Origin of the sequence: Pseudoduganella plicata, assembly GCF_004421005.1 — a bacterium.
Lineage (GTDB): Bacteria > Pseudomonadota > Gammaproteobacteria > Burkholderiales > Burkholderiaceae_D > Rugamonas > Rugamonas plicata.
In genome coordinates, this window is record NZ_CP038026.1 from 5,558,777 (window position 1) to 5,576,300 (window position 17,524).

A 17,524-nucleotide genomic window follows, 5' to 3' on the forward strand; every position below is an offset into this window, starting at 1 on the left:
CCATGTTCAATGCAATCGTTCGTTTCAGCCTGCACAACCGGCTGCTCGTGCTGGCAGCCGCCGTTCTGCTGATGGTGTATGGCGGCTTCACGGCACAGCGTACGCCGATCGACGTGTTCCCCGACCTGAACAAGCCGGTCGTCACCGTGCTGACGGAGGCCGGCGGCATGGCGCCCGAGGAAGTCGAGCAGCTGGTGTCGTTCCCGCTGGAGACAAGCCTGAACGGCATGCCCGGCGTGACGCGCGTGCGCTCCGTTTCCGGCGTCGGCCTGTCGATCGTCTATGCGGAATTCGACTGGAACACCGACGTGTACCGCAACCGCCAGCTCGTCGCCGAGCGGCTGTCGCTGGTGCGCGAACAACTGCCTGCCGGCGTCAATCCGGCCATGGGGCCGGTGTCGTCGATCATGGGCGAGATCATGCTGATCGCGCTGCCCATCGACCTGACAAAAACCGATCCGATGAAGGCGCGCGAGTATGCCGACTTCGTGCTGCGTCCGCGCCTGCTGTCGATCCCCGGCGTCGCGCAGGTGATCCCGATCGGTGGCGACGTGCGCCAGTTGCGCATCGAGCCCGACACCACGCGCATGGCGCAGTACGGCATCACGCTGGGGCAGCTGACCGGCGCGCTGCAAGGCTTCGCGTCGAACACCAGCGGCGGTTTCATCGACCTGAACAGCCGCGAATACCTGATCCGCAACCTGGGGCGCACCACGCGTCTTGAAGATGCCCGCGGGCTGCCGGTGGCATACCGCAACGGCACGCCGGTGCTGCTGGAGCAGGTGGCGCAGGTGCGCTATGCCCCCGCATTCAAGCGTGGCGATGCGGGCATGAACGGGCTGCCGGCGGTGATCGTCAGCGTGCAGAAGCAGCCGACCGGCGACACGGTGCGGCTCACCCGCCAGATCGAGACGGCGCTGGCCGAGCTGCGCCAGGGCCTGCCCGCCGGGCTCTCGGCGCCCGAAGTGCTGTTCCGGCAGGCCGACTTCATTGAAACGTCGATCGGCAACGTGGTCGAGGCGCTGCGCGACGGCGCCATCCTGGTCGCAGTCGTGCTGTTCGCGTTCCTGCTCAGCGCACGCACCACGGTGATCTCGCTGGTGGCGATTCCGCTGTCGCTGGCCGTCACCGCGCTGGCCTTCCACCTGCTGGGGCAATCGATCAACGTGATGACCCTGGGCGGCCTTGCCATTGCCATTGGCGAGCTGGTGGACGATGCCGTGGTCGACGTCGAGAACATCCTGCGCCGCTTGCGCCAGCGGCCGGAGGGTACCTCCGTGCTGGAGACGATCTGGCATGCCTCGGTCGAAGTCCGGTCCGGCATCGTCTACGCGACGGTCATCGTGGTGCTGGTGTTCGTGCCGCTGTTCGCCTTGCCCGGTATCGAGGGGCGGCTGTTCGCGCCGCTGGGCATCGCCTACATCACGTCGATCCTGGCATCGATGCTGGTGTCGATGACGGTCACGCCCGTACTCTCGATGGTGCTGCTGCCGCGCATGAAGCGCCTGCACCATGGCGACAGTGCAGTGGTGCGCTGGCTCAAGCGGCATGACGAAATGCTGCTGCACTGGTCCCTGCCGCGCGCGCGTGGCGTGCTGGCCGTTGCCATCGTTGCCGTGGTGGTTGCGGCGGCGTCGGTACCGTTCTTCCCACGGGCGTTCCTGCCCGCGTTCAACGAGGGCTCGCTGGTGATGGGCATGACGTTCACGCCCGGCACGTCGCTGGCCGAAGCGAACCGGATGGGCGCGCTGGCCGAGACGCTGGTCAGGCAGGTACCGGAAGTGATCAAAGTGGGCCGCCGCACCGGCCGCGCGGAACTGGACGAACATGCCGAAGGCGTGCACTCGTCCGAGATCGACGTGGACCTGAAGCCGTCGGAGCGCTCGCGCGAGGAGGTGATGGCGGCGATCCGCTCGCAGCTGTCCGTCATCCCGGCCTCGGTGGCGATCGGCCAGCCGATCTCGCACCGGCTCGATCACCTGCTCTCGGGCGTGCGCGCGCAGATCGCGCTGAAAATCTATGGCGACGACATCGACACGCTGCGCGGCCTGGCCGAAGCGCTGCGCACGCGGCTGGATGGCGTGCCGGGGCTGGTCGACTTGTCGGTGGAGCGCCTGGTGCTGATCCCGCAGATCACGGTCCGTGTCGACTACCGCAAGGCGGCGCAGTCCGGCCTGTCGGCAGGGCAGGTGCTGGCGTCGATCGAGGCCCTGTCCGAGGGTACCAAGGTGACGCAGGTGATCGACGGCGCGCGCCGCTACGACCTGGTGGTGCGGCTGGCCGATGCGCAGCGCACGCCGCAGGACCTGGAGCGCCTGATGCTGGACACGCCGGCAGGGCGGCTGCCGCTGTCGTCCATCGCCACCGTCGAGGAAAGCGACGGGCCGAACCAGATCGGTCGCGAGAACGGGCGACGCCGCATCGTCGTGTATGCAAACACGGATGGCTCCAGCATGTCGCGCATCGTGGACGACGTGCGCGGTGCGGTCGCTGCCACGTCGCTGCCGGGCGGCTATTTCATCAGCATCGAAGGCCAGTTCCAGGCGCAGGAGGCGGCGCAGCGGCTGATCGTCGGACTGTCGCTGGCGTCGCTGGGGCTGATCTTCCTGGTGCTGTACACGCGCTATCGTTCCGCCATCCTGGCGGCCGTGATCATGGCCAACATCCCGTTTGCGCTGGTCGGCAGCGTGGCGGCGATGTGGCTGGCCGGGGTGTCGCTGTCGGTTGCGTCGATGGTCGGGTTTATCACGCTGGCGGGTATCGCCACGCGCAACGGCATCCTGAAGATCAGCCACTACATCAACCTGTGCAAGTTCGAGGGCGAGACCTTTGGCTGGCCGATGATCGTGCGCGGTTCGCTGGAACGGCTCACGCCCGTATTGATGACGGCACTGGTCGCGGCCTTCGCACTGGTGCCGCTGTTGCTGGCGGCGGACGCGCCGGGCAAGGAAATCCTGCACCCGGTCGCGGTGGTGATCTTCGGCGGCCTGGTCAGCTCGACCCTGCTCGATTCGCTGCTGACGCCATTGATCTTCTGGCTGGTGGGGCGCAAGCCGTTGACGGACATACTGGCGCGCACTGGCGAGGAAAGTTATTGATTCGGATTGATCGGTTCAAGCGCGGCGCCACAAGTCCGCCGCATCACTTAACGCAATGGAGCACCCAATGAAAAAAATCGCAGCAATGATGGCCTTCGGCCTGGCAATGGCCATCGGCGCACCCGCAACCGCCCACGAGAGCCCGGCCAGGCACGGCGGCATTGTCAGGAGCGCGGGCGACCTGTCGTTCGAACTGGTCAACAAGGAAGGCAAGGTAACGATCCATGTCGATGACCATGGCAAGCCCATGACGACGGCGGGCGCCAGCGGGACGCTGACGGTCCTGAAGGGCACGCGCAAGTCCGAAACGACGCTGGCCGCTGGCGCCGGCAATACGCTGGTCGCCAAGGATGACGTGAAGCTCGAAGCGGGCAACAAGGTCATGGCGCGGGTGACGCTGCCGAACAGGCAGGCTGTCAGCGTTCGTTTCGCCATCAGGTAAGCGGCCGTGCCGGCGGGCGTGCGCCCGCCGGCCAAGCTGGAGATGCATCATGCGACAAGGCGTTGTGTACGCACTGCTGGCCGCCGTCACGTTCGGCGCAAGCACCCCGATATCCAAGCTGCTGCTGGGCAGCATGTCGCCATGGACGCTGGCGGCCGTGCTGTACCTGGGCAGCGGCCTGGGCCTGGCCGCGTGGCTGGTGCTGCGCCGCCTGGCCAGGCCCGCCAGCGGGCAGGCCAGCCTGACGCGTGCCGATGCGCCGTGGCTGGCCGGCGCGGTGGCGTTTTGCGGCGTTGCCGGTCCGGTGCTGCTGATGACTGGACTGGTGCATACGCCGGCATCCACGGCTTCGCTGCTGCTCAACGTCGAAGGGGTCCTTACGGCACTGCTGGCATGGTTCGCGTTCCGCGAGAGCTTCGATCGTCGCATCTTTGCCGGCATGGTGCTCATCGTTGCAGGGGGCGTGCTGCTCGCGTGGCAGCCAACGCGCTGGCGTCGTCCTGGGGCGTGCCGGCGATTGTCGCGGCGTGCCTGTGCTGGGCGATCGACAACAACCTGACGCGCAAGATCTCGGCCAGCGACGCCGTGCAGATCGCCGCCGTGAAAGGCCTCGTCGCCGGCGCCGTCAATCTCGCCATCGCACTGGCGACGGGCCAGCAACTGCCGGCGGCGTGGCCGGCTGTCGGCGCAGCCTTGGTCGGCTTCTGCGGCTATGGCCTGAGCCTGGTGCTGTTCGTGCTGGCGCTGCGTCACCTCGGCACCGCGCGCACGGGCGCCTATTTTTTGGCCGCGCCGTTTGTCGGCGCGGCACTGTCCTCGCTGCTGTTGCGGGAAACGCCCGCTGGCTCGTTCTGGCTCGCCAGCGCACTGATGGCCGCCGGCATCTGGCTGCACCTGACCGAGCATCACGAGCACAAGCACACGCACGAACCGCTCGAGCACAGCCACGAGCACGTGCACGACGAGCACCACCGCCATGAGCACGCGGACGATTGGAACGGGCATGCGCCCCATGCACATTCGCATCGGCACGAACCGATCACGCACGCCCATGCGCATACGCCCGATATCCATCATCGGCATCCGCATTGAACCCGGACAGCCGCGCCGGCGGCCGTCAGCTCCACGCCACCAGCGAGAAGTCCTGGCGCGCCGGCGTCGTATGTGACAGCGGCAGCACATTGCGGTCGGAGGCGTAGACCGTGACCGAGTCGGGCGATGTGATCGCGAGACCCTTGCCCCAGCGGAAGCTGCTGTTCATGAAGGTCTCGGCAACTGACCACAGCAACAGAATCACCGCGTTGCCCCAGCGGTGTCTGATTGTTGAGCATGTAGCTCAGCGCGTCGGTCAACGATTGGCTCACTCCCGGTACGGTCATGGCACGCTGGGCCAGCTTGCTCAGCGGGATTCCGGCGGCCAGGTCGATGCTGTACAAACACATCTCGTTATGCGCGCCGTCGTCATCGGCATTCAGCGTGAACAGGAAGATCCGGCCGTCGGTCTGCGTGACCAGCGCCAGGCCCGCGCCCGATTCGGCAAATTGGTATGTGTGATAAACCGGCGCAAAATCGATCTGCCCCGGCAGCAGCGTGCTGCTGGCCGAACGGTACAGGGTCAGGCTGTTGCCGTTGACGCCGGCGACCAGATAGCGCCCGTCTGGCCCTACTTCCCGCGTCATGCCGACGCCGTTGATTCCCCCGTCGACGGCAAAACTGCTCAGGACAACCATCCGCTGCTTGTCCTGCGTGTTTTGCAGATCGCAGATCTGGATGAGGGACGAGGAGCTGTCTTCGGCCTCCTGAATGCCCATGGCCATGAAACTGCCACAAGCCTGCGCGGAGCACGGGTGGCACCACCCTTCGGGTTGCGTTTCAAAGGTCGCATCGACAGTGCCTTGGGCACCGGCGTCCGGTTTGTCCGCGATGAGGTATTTGCCGAATGCCCCGTCGCCAGCGAGATTCGTGTGGGTGAAAATGAGCTTCCCGGCGAATGATGCGATACCCTTGAAGTGAGAGCGAATCAGTCCGTCAGTGCTGGTGGGGTCGACAGGGCACGCATAGTAACTGAGCGTGCCGGTATCGGAAACGGCATGAAATGCCCTGAGCACATCATGCATTTCTGGATTCGATGGGACGTAAGCGTAAAGCCCGCACCGTCTAGACACCGAATAGCCCCAGTCGCGAAGATAGTCCCCACTAAATTTTGGTGGGGACTATCTTGGAGAGTGAAGTTGAACACGGCCGACGCCGGCGCAGCCCGAACTACCCGCTGGAGTTCAAGCGGAAGCTGGCGCAGCTGGCGTGCGAACCGGGATTGTCGGTGGCACAGTTGGCCCTGCAGCATGATTTGAATACGAACATGGTGTTCAAATGGCGGCGTCAGTCGCGCGCCGGCCTGTTCGATCAGCCAGGGCTGGTCGCGGTGACATTGGCTCCAACGATACCGCCGCAACTTGGCGTGAGCGATCAGCGCTGGGACGGCGTGATCGAAATCCGGCTGACCAAAGCCACGATGCGCATCCAAGGCCGGCCCGATCCTGCAACGCTGGCTGCGGTGCTGAAAGGGCTGCGCGGATGATCGGTCTGCCTGCAGGAACTCGCATTTGGCTTGCGGCTGGTGTCACCGATATGCGCTCGGGCTTCAACGGCCTGGCATCAAAAGTGCAGACAGCCCTGGAGGAAGATCTGTACAGCGGCCATGTGTTTGTTTTCCGGGACGCCGCGGTGATCTGATCAAGGTGCTGTGGTGGACTGCAAGAAGGCTGAACGCATGCCGCTGCCACCGCATCTGCCGCGTGAAGAACGGGTGCAGCGGCCGGGCAACGATGCATGTCCGGACTGCGGCGGGAACCTGAAATACCTCGGGGAAGATGTCTCGGAACAGCTGGAGTATGTACCGGCCAGCTTCCGCATGATCCGCCACGTGCGACCCAAGCTGGCATGCGCCTGCTGCGACACGATCATGCAAGCCCCGGCGGCCAGCCGCCCCATCGAACGCGGCATCGCCGGCCCCGGGCTGCTGGCCCATGTTCTGGTGGCGAAGTATGCCGATCACCTGCCGCTTTACCGCCAGAGCGTCATCTATGCCCGCGAAGGCGTGGAGCTCGAACGCAGTCTGCTGGCCAGCTGGGTCGGTGCCGCCGGCACGCTGCTGCGCCCACTGGTCGACGTGCTGCGCCGCCACGTCTTTGCTGGCACCAAGTTGCATGCAGATGATACGCCGCCGCCGGTGCTGGCACCGGGCAATGGAAAACACGCACGACACGCCTGTGGACCTATGTGCGTGACGACCGCGCCAGCGGTGATACCACGCCCCCAGCCGTGTGGTTTGCCTACTCGCCGGACCGCAAGGGCGAGCATCCACAGGCTCACCTGGCCAGCTTCCACGGCGTGCTGCAGGCCGATGCCTATGCCGGCTTCAATGCCGTCTACGAAACCGGCCGCGTCGTCGAGGCAGCTTGCTGGGCACACGCACGGCGCAAGTTTTATGACTTGCATGTGGCACGCCCGACACCGCTCACTACCGAGGCACTGCGCCGATCGGCGAGCTGTATGCCATCGAAGAATCCATCCGTGGCAAGCCTCCTGACGAACGTCGTGCTGCACGCCAACTGCAAGCGAAACCGCTGCTCGCCGAGCTGGAGCGCTGGCTGCACGCCACGCTCTCCACACTGTCGCGAAAATCCGATACGGCAGCGGCGATCCTTTATGCCCTCAAGCTGTGGCCGGCGCTGACTCGTTATGCCAACGACGGCCGCATCGAGATCGACAACTCGGCCGCCGAGCGGGCGCTGCGCGGCGTCGCGCTGGGCCGGCGCAACTATCTGTTTGCCGGCGCCGACGGCGGTGGCGAACGCGCTGCGGCCATGTATGGGCTGATCGGAACGGCCAGGCTGAACGGCATCGACCCCGAAGCCTGGTTGCGCCATGTGCTGACGCACATCGCCGATCATCCTGTGAACCGCGTCGACGACTTCCTGCCCTGGAACTGTGCCGCCAAGCTGGCCGGCTGAACTCCGCTTCCCAGCGGTGTGGCAAGCATCATCTCGCTTCCTGCTTATCGGCTCAAGACGGCGCACAGCCGCCGCTTGCGATGGGACGATAATTGCATCTCCTTGAAAGCGTGGCCTGAGGATTCGGACGGCTGTATCGCGTGTCGCCCGATGAATCCAGTGTGGCAGGCGACGATCTCGGTGATAAGTGTCTTGACGTTACAGCTGGCGTGCCTTTACAGCTGCACCGGAAATTTCAAATCGACTAGCAATATGCAATGAACAACGTGCAACGTTTGGATCAGCACTTTGCCGCGCCCCGTCAAAATGCTGCAAAATAACCAACTCTTATTCCAATGGTTGTTCATTCTAAGGGAGTTGAAATGCCTTCTATATTACGTATCGCGCTGATACTGATGCTGAGCTGGGTCGGACTCGTTCAAGCGCAAACCATGTCGGTTACCACGCGAACGTCCGGCGTCCTGTTCGACTCTTTCATGCCCGCTTTGTTTGCAGATGCCACACTGGCCGATGGCGCTGCCTACACGCTCAACGTCACCAGCACGTTCAGTGTCCCCGCCAGTCTTCCGCACGGTCCACTCGACACAGACATCGAGGGCGCGGCAATCGACGTAACGTTCGGGGTCGGAGGCAAAAGCTACCACTTCAGCGGAACCGGATTGCTGTCCCTGTTCTATCTGCCCGGCCAGAACTGGTCGCCAAGGGATTTCTTCAGTGGAGCGGCAGTACTGCCAATGCCTGGGCTGGAGAACTCGACACTGTCTTTCACGCATGGATTCAAGCTGCCCAGCATTTACTATCCGGCTGCCGGCGGGCTCGATCCGGTAACGCTGAATAATCCGTTTACAACCGAGCGGGAGATCACCATTTTCATGCGCGACAGCGATGGCCTGCTGACAGGTCGCATCAGTGGGGTGCCGACGTCGCTATATTATGAGATCACCGCTCCGGCCCCTGCCCAGGTCACAAGCCCGGTACCGGAACCGGCCGCATGGATGCTGCTGATGCTGGGTCTCGCGGTACTTGCTGCGCCGGCAATCCTGCGAAGCGGTCGGCTCCGCCTCGCGCGCCGTCCGATCCGGCGTGCGATAAGCAGCACAGCCACGGTGGTTTTATCGACCGTTTGCCTGGCCGCCGCCGCGGCGCCGGTAACGATCAACACCAGCAGCTCGGGGATTCTGTATAACTCGACCATGCCGCAGGTCTTCGGCGATACGCCCTTTGTCGATGGCAGCGCCTATGAATTGAGCTTCCAGACCACATTCGATGCGGTGCCGTTCGTCGGCGAGCAGTCCGAGCAAATCAACGCGGGAAGTGCCGAGATCGTGGCCACCTTTACTCACGCAGGCATCACCCATCAGCTTTCCGGAACCGGGAAAACGTCCATCTTCTTCGCACGGGATACCGGTTTCGACCACGATCGCACCTTCATCAGTATCGGTGCGTCGTTCAACTATGAGCCGATCGCCAACACCAGAATCATCTTTGTCCACAATTTCGAGCTGCCCTCGGCGTTTTATCCCGCTGAGCACGTGCTCGATACGGTCGACATCGACACCCGGCTGACAACCAAGCACGAGGCGGTGATCACGCTGCTCACGCTCGATCAGGGACGTCAGCTGGGCCGCATTTACGGCATTCCGACCTCGCTGCAATACACGATATCGCCTGTGCCGGAACCGGCGACGTGGTCGATGTTGCTGGTTGGTGCGGCGTTGACGGCGGCGGCGGTGCGCCGCCGGCGCGGCGCCGCCTTGCAAGGCTGACCCGATGTAAAGTCGCCAGGGCCGGCCCGAGCCGGCCTGCGTTTATCGTCCGTTTCCCCATCAAGCGATGCAGTCGGGCTGGCGACCGAACGTATGGGTTTTCCCGTATATGTCCCGGTACCCATACCGTCGCATCTCCCCGCATCTCCCCGTATAGCGGAGGCGAACGCCTCAATTCCCATTTCAAACGTGCCGACGACTGAGCGAGTGCAGGTGCGCGGGATTTGTTTTGCACCGCTATCCGAAAAGCCGGTGTGAGTATTGAAAAAAGACGGTTTGAAGATATCTGGCCGATGGCCTGTAAACCCCGCGTGGGAGCGCAAAGAGCCGTAGGCGACATCAATAAGTTCGCCGAAACAGGGCAGGTTCCTTTTATGTTCTATTGGTGGTGGAGCAGCATCCCGGCGGGCTCGCAGGACGGTAGCGCCTGCACCGGCAATCTCACCAAATGTCACATGTTAAAAATATATTATTCGCACTCGGCAATAATATTGGTGATGGCGAGTTGAATGCTTTACAAAGAATTTCCAATTGGATATTATTCCGGGCTGACTGGCATCAAGTCGCCGAATTGACTGCCGATGCACCAGATCATTTTTAACTGTCCATCAAAACCCCATCAGGGCGTGCGCCGTACAGGAAAGCCGCCGATCCAATGCACCGCGCCGGTCTTTACTCCCGCCCTGATCAGAAAACGAGCAAGCAAATCCGGGGCCTGATTGCATTGCTGGCGGCAACGACGCTCCAGCTCGCGAACGCCGCACCGGCAACGGAATGCACCAACCTGCCGGCGCAAGAAGCCAGCGACGCGGCATTTACCTGGACCACGGGACCGGAAGCACAAGCCGCACCGGCGGCCGCCGCCTATAAAATCGCCATCTGGGGAGACAGCCTGACGTCGGCGAGAAACTTCATCGATGCGGCGCTTAAAACAGGTGGCATCGGGAAAACCACGCCGTCCTTTATCCAGGCCGGCATCAAGGTGCCCGGCCTGAACCTGCCGTTGAAACACTCTTGCGCTACCGGCGGCTGGAAGACCGCCTACGCGTACAAGGAAAAGGGCGGCACGCCGGGATTTTCCGAAGGCATGCTCAGCATGGAGTCCTCCACGCCGGGCGACGTCATCCATATGGACTTCCGTTACCTGCAGCCGGACTCGCGCGTCACGCAGCTCGACATCCAGTACGACAAACCGGCGCCGGACAGCTCGCTGCTGCTCGGCGTGGCCGTGGACGGCGGCGCGGAGCAGCTGATTCCGCTCAGCCGCACGGATGCCGGCACATTGCGCATCATGCCGGAAGTGCCGATGGCGACGATCGCGATGCGGCTGGTGTCCGGCCAGATCAAGGTGCACGGTTTCCGTCCACGCTACCGGAATGCACCGAACGTGGTGCTCGACACGTTCAGCGTGCCGGGAGCCCAGCTGCGCGGCTGGAATTATGTCGACGCGCGGCTGACGCAGGCCGCCCCGGCCTACGACCTGATCCTGATCCAGTATGGCACCAACGAGGGCGCCAGCCCATCGTTCAATGCGGCGGCGTATGCCGACAGCCTGCGCGCCAGCCTCGCGCGGCTGCGGCGCTTCCAGCCGCATGCCCGCTGCATCCTGATCGGTCCGCCCGACCGCGGCGTCGTCGGCAGCGGGGCCGGTGGCCCGATGAAGTATGCGGAGATCCATCACCGCATCGCCCTGGCCCAGCAACGGGCGGCCGTGGCGTCGCGCTGCGGCTTCTGGGACTGGCAGGGCGAGACCGGCGGACCCGGCACGGCGGTGCGCTGGACGCGCACGAACCCGCCGCTGATGCAGCCCGACCTGACGCACATGACGGCCCGCGGCTATGAAGTAAGCGGCCGCCTGTTCGCCCGTTCCTTCCCCTTCAAAATCCCTCAACGCTGACCGACACACTTCAATGTCGCCTTCCAAAGCCCACACCGGCAATTCCCGCTTCACCGAACTCGATGGCCTGCGCGCCCTGGCGGTCGTCTCCGTCATCCTGTTCCATTGCGATATCACGGACCTGTTCAACGCCGGCTTTTTCGGCGTCGACATGTTCTTCACCATCTCCGGCTTCATCATCACGGCGATGCTGCTGAAGGAATACCGCAGCGAGGGCGATTTCCAGTTCCTGAACTTTTATTTCCGGCGCCTGAAGCGGCTGATGCCGCCTGTATTGGGCCTGATCGTCATCGCCTTCCTGGGCACGGCGGCGCTGTCGCGCGACGCGCTGGACAGATTCATCGCCGATACCCCGGCAGCCTTTGCCTACCTGTCGAACTGGTGGCAGATCTGGCAGCAGCAGGATTATTTCGATACGACGCCGCACGTGCTGCGCCACCTGTGGTCGCTGGCGATCGAGGAGCAGTTCTACCTGATCCTGCCGCCGCTGCTGTACCCGGTCGTCAAGCGCGACGGGCCCAAGGTGGCCGGCGCGCTGGCGCTGATTGGCACCATCGCCAGCACGGCGTGGATGTGGCACCTGTACGAACTGAACGCGGACGCGACGGACCAGAACCGCATCTACCTGGGCACCGACACCCACTCGATGGGGCTGTTCCTGGGCGCGGCGCTGGCGTGCTTCTGGAACCCGTGGGCGGCGGCGCAGAAGGGTACCGCGGCGCGGCTGTTCTGGCGCGGCGCGGCGCTGGCCGCGCTGGCACTGCTGGGCGTCATGGCCATGACGATGAACACGTCTGACCCCCGGCTGTACCGCGGCGCGTTCCTGATGGTGCCGTTCCTGACCTGCGTGGTGGCGTACGCCACGATGGGCGACCGTTCCTTTTTCGTCTCGGTGCTGCTGCGCACCCCCGTCATCCAATGGTTCGGACTGCGCTCGTATTCGCTCTATCTCGTGCACTGGCTGGTGTTCGTGTGGATGCGATTGCTCGGCTACACGGACTTTTCCCGGTGGCCGGTACTGGCGGCGGCGCTGGCCATCGTCCTGGTTGCTTCCGAGGCGATGTACCGCTGCGTCGAGGTGCCGGCGATCCGCTATGACATGAAAAAGGCGGGCGACGTGCCCAAGGTCGCATGCCTCGCCGTGTATGCCATCATCGCGGTCGGTTTCTCCGTGGCGATCGTCCGGACGGAGGTTGCGGCGCCGGTCACGATGACGGCTGCCGCGTCGCTGCCGCCGGTCGAACCGGCGGCCCATGCCGTCCCTGCCGCGCCGATGCCGCCGGCAGCGCCGGAAGCCGCTCCCGCGCCGGCCGACCCGGTCGCGCCGCCCGAAGAGCCCGTCATCCGCATCGCAGGCGGCGACCATCTGTACGCGCTGGGCGACTCCGTCCTGCTGGGGGCCAGGGAGCATCTGAAGGACAGCATCCCCGGCATCCAGGTGGATGCGGCAGTGGGACGCCAGGCCAGCCACGGTCTGAAGGCGATCCGCGAATGGCAGGGCAAGCTGAACAGTTCCTCGACCGTACTCGTTCACCTGGGCACCAACGGCTACATCAACGAAGGGCAGTTCCACGAACTGCTGACGGAACTGGCCATCTGCAAGTCGGTGATCCTGGTGAACGTGCACGCGGACCGCCGCTGGACGGGGCCGAATAACGAACTCATCCGGCGCATGACGGCGGCGTTCCCCAATACGCACCTGCTGGACTGGAGCCGCGTCTCGGACGGCCGGCCCGAATATTTCGTCAAGGACGGCATCCACCTGACCCGGCGCGGCATCCTGGCGCTGACTGCGCAGATTCAGCAGGCTACGGGTGGGGAAGCGCTGCCGGAATCGACACGGCTGGCGCACAAGTCCGGGCGCATGCAGGCCGATACGCCGGCGCCGGCGCACGGCCGGGCGAAGCATGCGCAAACGGCGGTGCAGGAGGCACCCGCCGCTGCGGCAGGCGAGCAGGGCGCCGAGCAGGGCACGCCGGGCGTCTAACGCCTGCTGTCGAGAGGAGCGATGGCGATGCGCAGCGTAGTACGGCTGGTCCAGGTCATCGGCGTGCTCGCGCTGGCAGGTTTGCTGTACGCATGGCGCCATCCTGACAGCCTCAACAGGTGGAGCGCGCGCAGCAATGCCGCCGGCGCGACGGCGCAGGAAGCGCAGGGCAAGCCGGCAACCGGCGATACCGCGGCCGTGGCGGCTGCCATGCCCGCGCCGCGCAGCGTTACCGGCGCCCAGGCCGCGGTTGCGCGCTGGATCGGCGTCCGGTATGGTGTCGCGCCGGACGCCATTGCGCCGCTCGTCGCCGAGGCCGATATCCTGGGCAGGAAGTACGGCCTCTCGCCCAATCTGCTGATCGCCGTGATGGCGATCGAGTCGAATTTTCACCCGTATATCGAAAGCCAGGCGGGGGCGCAGGGGCTGATGCAGGTCATGCCGCAGGTGCATTCCGGTCGATACGAGAAGTTTGGCGGCAAGTCCGCCTTTGTCGATCCGATGGTCAGCCTGCGCGTGGGGGCCGAGATCCTGCGCGACTGCGTCCGGCTGCGCGGCGGCTCGGAGGCGGAAGGCCTGCGTTTCTATTTCGGCGGCGGTCCGTCGAGCGCCACGTATATCGAGAAAGTCCGGGCCGAGCAGCAGCGCCTCAATGCCGTCGCGCGCGGGGCCCATGTCCCGACCACGGGCTGACATCAACCAAGGAAATTCATGCAACGACCCACCAAGCGTTTGGCCCTGATACTGGGCATGCTGGCAGCCAGTGCGCTGCACGTCGGCACCCTTGCCGCGGCACCATCCGTGAAGCTGCTGCAGGTTCAGGCCCGTCCCGACGTGGCCGACCTGGCCTGCGAACCGAAGGCGCCGGCGAAACGCAGCCCGACGGCTGCCAACCCGGATCCGCTGGAGGTGCCGAGCGACGAGACGGTGCGCGCCCTGGCGGAAGAGCCCGATGCGCCGACGCCCCCCGCCCAGCCGCCGTCCTCACCCGAAGCCGGCCGCATCCTCCCGGGTGCGGGAGCGCAGCGCATCGCGATCTGGGGCGACAGCCACCTTGCCGCCGGCTTTTTCACGGACGAACTGGCGCGCCAGCTGAAAGTCCCGGCCGACAACGTGGCCAACGTGCTGCTGCCGGCGACAATGGGGCGCGCCGGGGTGCGCCTGCCGATCCGGCGCGCCTGCGTGTCGTCGCACTGGAAATACGAGCTCGGCTATCTGGGCGGGGACGGCGCGCGCCTGCCCGGCCCGGGCCTGGTCAATATGGTCAGCCAGGGCGCAGGCGCCACATTGGCCTGGGACCTGCGCAACGAGCGGCGCGTGCCGCGGTACGAACGCGTGCGCATCCTGTACCAGCAGACGGGCACGCCGATCGTGGTTGGCATCAGCGTCGATGGCGCGGCGGAGACCGAAGTCACCCTCGACGGTGCGGCGGGACCGGCCGTGCTGGAACTGGCGGCCGACCAGCCGGTTTCCCGCGTCAACCTGCGCCTTGTCGATGGCGCCATGCGCTTCCATGGCCTCGACCTGCAATCGGCCCGTGGCGGCGGCAATGTCATGGATGTGTTCGGCTATCCGGGCGCGACCGTGGCGAGCTGGAAGGCGGCGCAGCTGGACTACCTGTCGTCATGGTTCGGCGGGCGCGACTACCAGCTGGTGCTGCTGGAGTTCGGCACCAACGAGGGTGCCGCCAGGCCGTTCGACATCCATGGCTACCGCCGCATGCTGGAAGAATCGGTGCGCAATATGCGCTCCGTTTTCCCCAATGCGGCGTGCGTGCTGATCGCCCCGGGAGACCGTGGCGTGCTGGTGCCGCAATCGGCCAACCGGGGCAGGGGGGCGAAGGCCAAGGGCAAAAAATCCCGGCCCGCGCCCCGCATCGACCTGTTCGTCTACTCGCGCATCCATGCCGCCATCGGCCAGGCGCAGCGGGAAGTGGCGGCGGCGGCGGGCTGCGGCGCCTGGAGCATGATGGAGGCGATGGGCGGCCCCGGCCAGGCCTACGCCTGGGCGCGCCAGAGGCCGCCCCTGATGGCGCGCGACCTGATTCATTTCACCGTGCCCGGCTACCAGCGTTTCGCGCAGAAGTTCGCGCGCGACATGGGGTGGAGCCAGGCCGAGGAAGGCCACTCGCAGCCGCGCTAGTCGCGTTACCCGCCGACGCGCTTCGGCTGGTGGCCCTGCCGCACGAGCGCTTCCATGATGAGGTCGCAGTGATCGCCCTGGACTTCGATCACGCCGTCCTTCACGGTGCCGCCTGAACCGCAAGCGCTGCGCAGCTGCTTGCCCAGCAGTGCCAGCGCCACGTCGTCCAGCGCCAGGCCCTTGACAAGCGTGACGGTCTTGCCGCCGCGGCCCTTGGTCTGGCGCGAGACGCGCACGACGCCGTCGCCCCCCGGCGCGGCATTCGCCTTGCACGCGCATTGCCGGATGGGGTGACGGCATGCGGGACACATGGTCCCGCCATCGGTGGAATACACCAGGCCGCCGCTTGAACTGCTTTTCATGCCGCACTCGAATATCTGCTGTGAAGAAGCGAGTTTACCAGTCCGGCGCTCCGGGCGGGAGTGCCTGGCTGCCGGCGAAAGCAATGACCCGTCGGGCCGGAGATTCGCTTCCTGCCGCCCTCGTCCGCATTCGGCGACAGGCAACCGGGGAAGGACATGCGCGACTATCGGACTGCAAGCGAGGCAGCCCGTCACCTACTGAGCGAACACGACAAAACGAAACGCGTTAGCATCGCAAGCTGAACATTCCGACAACTGTCAGCCGAGGTCCCATGTCGCTCCTGATCGTCCTTTTCGCGCTCGTCTTCCTGATGCTGGCCGCCTACCGTGGCTACAGCGTCATCCTGTTCGCCCCTGTTGCCGCGCTGGCGGCCGTGCTGCTGACGGAACCGGCCGCCGTGGCTCCCGTGTTTTCCGGCATCTTCATGGAGAAGATGGTCGGCTTCATCAAGCTGTACTTCCCCGTCTTCCTGCTGGGCGCCGTGTTCGGCAAGCTGGTCGAGCTGGCCGGCTTCTCCGAGGCCATCGTGGTGGCCGCGATCCGCTATATCGGCCGGTCGCGCGCCAACGCCGTCATCGTGGCCGTCTGCGCGCTGCTGACGTATGGCGGCGTGTCGCTGTTCGTGGTCGTGTTTGCCGTCTATCCGTTCGCGGCGGAGCTGTACCGGCAAAGCGGCATCCCCAAGCGGCTGATGCCGGGTGCGATCGCGCTGGGTGCGTTCTCGTTCACGATGGACACCTTGCCGGGCACGCCGCAGATCCAGAACATCATTCCGACCACGTTCTTCCAGACGACCAGCTGGGCCGCGCCATGGCTCAGCACGATCGGCGCCGTGATGACGGTCGTCGTCGGCCTGGCCTACCTGGAATGGCGCCGCCGCACCGTGATGGCGACGGGTGAGGGCTACGGCGACGACGTCGCCAAACCGCGCGGGACGGAAGGCGGCAAGCTGCCGCATCCGCTGCTGGCACTGGCGCCGCTGCTGCTGGTCGGCGTGGCGAACTTCGTGCTGACGGGGCTGATCCGCGACTGGTATGGCGACAGCTATCGCCTGACCTCAAGCTTGCTGCCGGGCCTGCAGGCGCCGGTCGAGACCCCGATCAAGACGCTGGTCGGCATCTGGGCCGTCGAAGGGGCGCTGCTGCTGGGCATCCTGCTGGTGTGCGCGACGGCGTTCGGCCGCATTCGGGCGTCCTTTGCGGACGGCACCAAGCTGGCCGTGGGCGGCGCGCTGCTGGCGGCGATGAACACTGCTTCCGAGTACGGCTTCGGCGGCGTGATTGCCGCATTGCCGGGCTTCGTGTCCGTCAGCGAGGCGCTGCGCGGCATCCCCGACCCGCTCGTCAACGCGGCCATTTCCGTGACGTCGCTGGCCGGTATCACCGGCTCCGCGTCGGGCGGCATGAGCATCGCGCTGGCGGCCATGGCCGACACATTCATCGCCGGCTGCCAGGCGGCCGGCATTCCGCTCGAAGTGCTGCACCGCGTGGTGGCCATGGCCAGCGGCGGCATGGACACGCTGCCGCACAACGGCGCCGTCATCACGCTGCTGGCGGTCACCGGGCTGACGCACCGGCAGTCCTACCGGGATATTTTCGGCATCACCATCATCAAGACGGCGGCGGTATTCTTTGTGATTGCCGTGTATTACCTGACGGGGATTGTCTGAGAGGGCGCTGTTCAACCGGCCCCGCCCCTGATATAGACGGCGCAGCAAGGATCGGCGGGCGGCCTGGTGATAATTATCTTTCGAATAAGCTGTTTGTTATTTTATAATCAGAGGGCCCGCCAAGTTGCAGTCCTTGGTAAGGCGCTC

General features: G+C 65.2%; 11 protein-coding genes and 2 pseudogenes. 11 read left to right on the forward strand and 2 right to left on the reverse strand.

The window, feature by feature from the left end; translation table 11 throughout:
• The first annotated feature begins 2 nt into the window (after positions 1-2).
• From E1742_RS24460 to E1742_RS24470, 3 genes and pseudogenes are all read left to right on the forward strand, one after another.
• A complete protein-coding gene (locus tag E1742_RS24460; protein ID WP_134387648.1) occupies positions 3-3,098 on the forward strand; it encodes an efflux RND transporter permease subunit in 3,096 nt (1,031 codons plus the stop codon).
• 67 nt (positions 3,099-3,165) lie between these two features.
• Complete coding sequence (locus E1742_RS24465) at positions 3,166-3,540, forward strand: hypothetical protein (protein ID WP_134387649.1); 375 nt, start codon at positions 3,166-3,168, stop codon at positions 3,538-3,540.
• A gap of 49 nt (positions 3,541-3,589) precedes the next feature.
• Positions 3,590-4,632: pseudogene (locus E1742_RS24470) on the forward strand (DMT family transporter).
• Here E1742_RS24470 and E1742_RS24475 read toward each other — a convergent pair.
• Positions 4,614-5,657: a hypothetical protein gene (locus E1742_RS24475; RefSeq protein ID WP_134387650.1), complete on the reverse strand. Its 1,044-nt coding sequence runs from the start codon at positions 5,655-5,657 to the stop codon at positions 4,614-4,616. The pseudogene E1742_RS24470 and the gene E1742_RS24475 sit on opposite strands and share 19 nt — an antisense overlap.
• A 253-nt stretch (positions 5,658-5,910) precedes the next feature.
• Here E1742_RS24475 and tnpB point away from each other — a divergent pair, with 253 nt between their 5' ends.
• The 7 genes and pseudogenes from tnpB (at position 5,911) to E1742_RS24515 (ending at position 15,345) form a co-directional block, all read left to right on the forward strand.
• The gene (gene tnpB / locus E1742_RS27505) at positions 5,911-6,273 is read left to right on the forward strand and encodes an IS66 family insertion sequence element accessory protein TnpB (protein ID WP_503826303.1); all 363 of its coding nucleotides are present in this window, start codon (positions 5,911-5,913) and stop codon (positions 6,271-6,273) included.
• 34 nt (positions 6,274-6,307) lie between these two features.
• Positions 6,308-7,553, forward strand: a pseudogene (gene tnpC / locus E1742_RS24490) (IS66 family transposase); the annotation flags it as partial.
• 362 nt (positions 7,554-7,915) lie between these two features.
• Entirely contained in the window at positions 7,916-9,319 is a 1,404-nt protein-coding gene (locus tag E1742_RS24495; RefSeq protein ID WP_166793551.1) for a PEP-CTERM sorting domain-containing protein, read from the forward strand.
• A gap of 724 nt (positions 9,320-10,043) precedes the next feature.
• On the forward strand, positions 10,044-11,216 hold the full coding sequence (locus E1742_RS24500; RefSeq protein ID WP_166793552.1) for a GDSL-type esterase/lipase family protein: 1,173 nt from the start codon (positions 10,044-10,046) through the stop codon (positions 11,214-11,216).
• Positions 11,217-11,229: 13 nt separating this feature from the next.
• Positions 11,230-13,203 carry an acyltransferase family protein gene (locus E1742_RS24505; protein ID WP_134387653.1) on the forward strand — a complete coding sequence of 658 codons (1,974 nt, stop codon included), beginning with the start codon at positions 11,230-11,232 and terminating at the stop codon, positions 13,201-13,203.
• Between the two features lie 27 nt (positions 13,204-13,230).
• Complete coding sequence (locus tag E1742_RS24510; RefSeq protein WP_166793553.1) at positions 13,231-13,896, forward strand: transglycosylase SLT domain-containing protein; 666 nt, start codon at positions 13,231-13,233, stop codon at positions 13,894-13,896.
• 18 nt (positions 13,897-13,914) lie between these two features.
• On the forward strand, positions 13,915-15,345 hold the full coding sequence (locus E1742_RS24515) for a GDSL-type esterase/lipase family protein (RefSeq protein ID WP_134387655.1): 1,431 nt from the start codon (positions 13,915-13,917) through the stop codon (positions 15,343-15,345).
• A gap of 5 nt (positions 15,346-15,350) precedes the next feature.
• Here the strand turns inward: E1742_RS24515 and E1742_RS24520 are convergent, their stop codons facing one another.
• Complete coding sequence (locus tag E1742_RS24520) at positions 15,351-15,707, reverse strand: translation initiation factor Sui1 (protein WP_134387656.1); 357 nt, start codon at positions 15,705-15,707, stop codon at positions 15,351-15,353.
• Between the two features lie 272 nt (positions 15,708-15,979).
• On the opposite strand from E1742_RS24520, the gene E1742_RS24525 reads away from it, so the two are divergent.
• Positions 15,980-17,377 carry a GntP family permease gene (locus E1742_RS24525; protein WP_134387657.1) on the forward strand — a complete coding sequence of 466 codons (1,398 nt, stop codon included), beginning with the start codon at positions 15,980-15,982 and terminating at the stop codon, positions 17,375-17,377.
• The last annotated feature ends 147 nt before the right edge of the window (positions 17,378-17,524 follow it).

What these genes read in the sequence shown, in the direction of transcription:
- E1742_RS24515 (WP_134387655.1), top strand. Translation starts at nt 13,915, where the DNA reads ATGCAACGACCCACCAAGCGTTTGGCCCTGATACTGGGCATGCTGGCA.
- E1742_RS24525 (WP_134387657.1), top strand. Translation starts at nt 15,980, where the DNA reads ATGTCGCTCCTGATCGTCCTTTTCGCGCTCGTCTTCCTGATGCTGGCC.
- E1742_RS24505 (WP_134387653.1), top strand. Translation starts at nt 11,230, where the DNA reads ATGTCGCCTTCCAAAGCCCACACCGGCAATTCCCGCTTCACCGAACTC.
- E1742_RS24495 (WP_166793551.1), top strand. Translation starts at nt 7,916, where the DNA reads ATGCCTTCTATATTACGTATCGCGCTGATACTGATGCTGAGCTGGGTC.
- tnpB (WP_503826303.1), top strand. Translation starts at nt 5,911, where the DNA reads ATGGCGGCGTCAGTCGCGCGCCGGCCTGTTCGATCAGCCAGGGCTGGT.
- E1742_RS24460 (WP_134387648.1), top strand. Translation starts at nt 3, where the DNA reads ATGTTCAATGCAATCGTTCGTTTCAGCCTGCACAACCGGCTGCTCGTG.
- E1742_RS24465 (WP_134387649.1), top strand. Translation starts at nt 3,166, where the DNA reads ATGAAAAAAATCGCAGCAATGATGGCCTTCGGCCTGGCAATGGCCATC.
- E1742_RS24510 (WP_166793553.1), top strand. Translation starts at nt 13,231, where the DNA reads ATGCGCAGCGTAGTACGGCTGGTCCAGGTCATCGGCGTGCTCGCGCTG.
- E1742_RS24475 (WP_134387650.1), bottom strand. Translation starts at nt 5,657, where the DNA reads ATGCATGATGTGCTCAGGGCATTTCATGCCGTTTCCGATACCGGCACG.
- E1742_RS24520 (WP_134387656.1), bottom strand. Translation starts at nt 15,707, where the DNA reads ATGAAAAGCAGTTCAAGCGGCGGCCTGGTGTATTCCACCGATGGCGGG.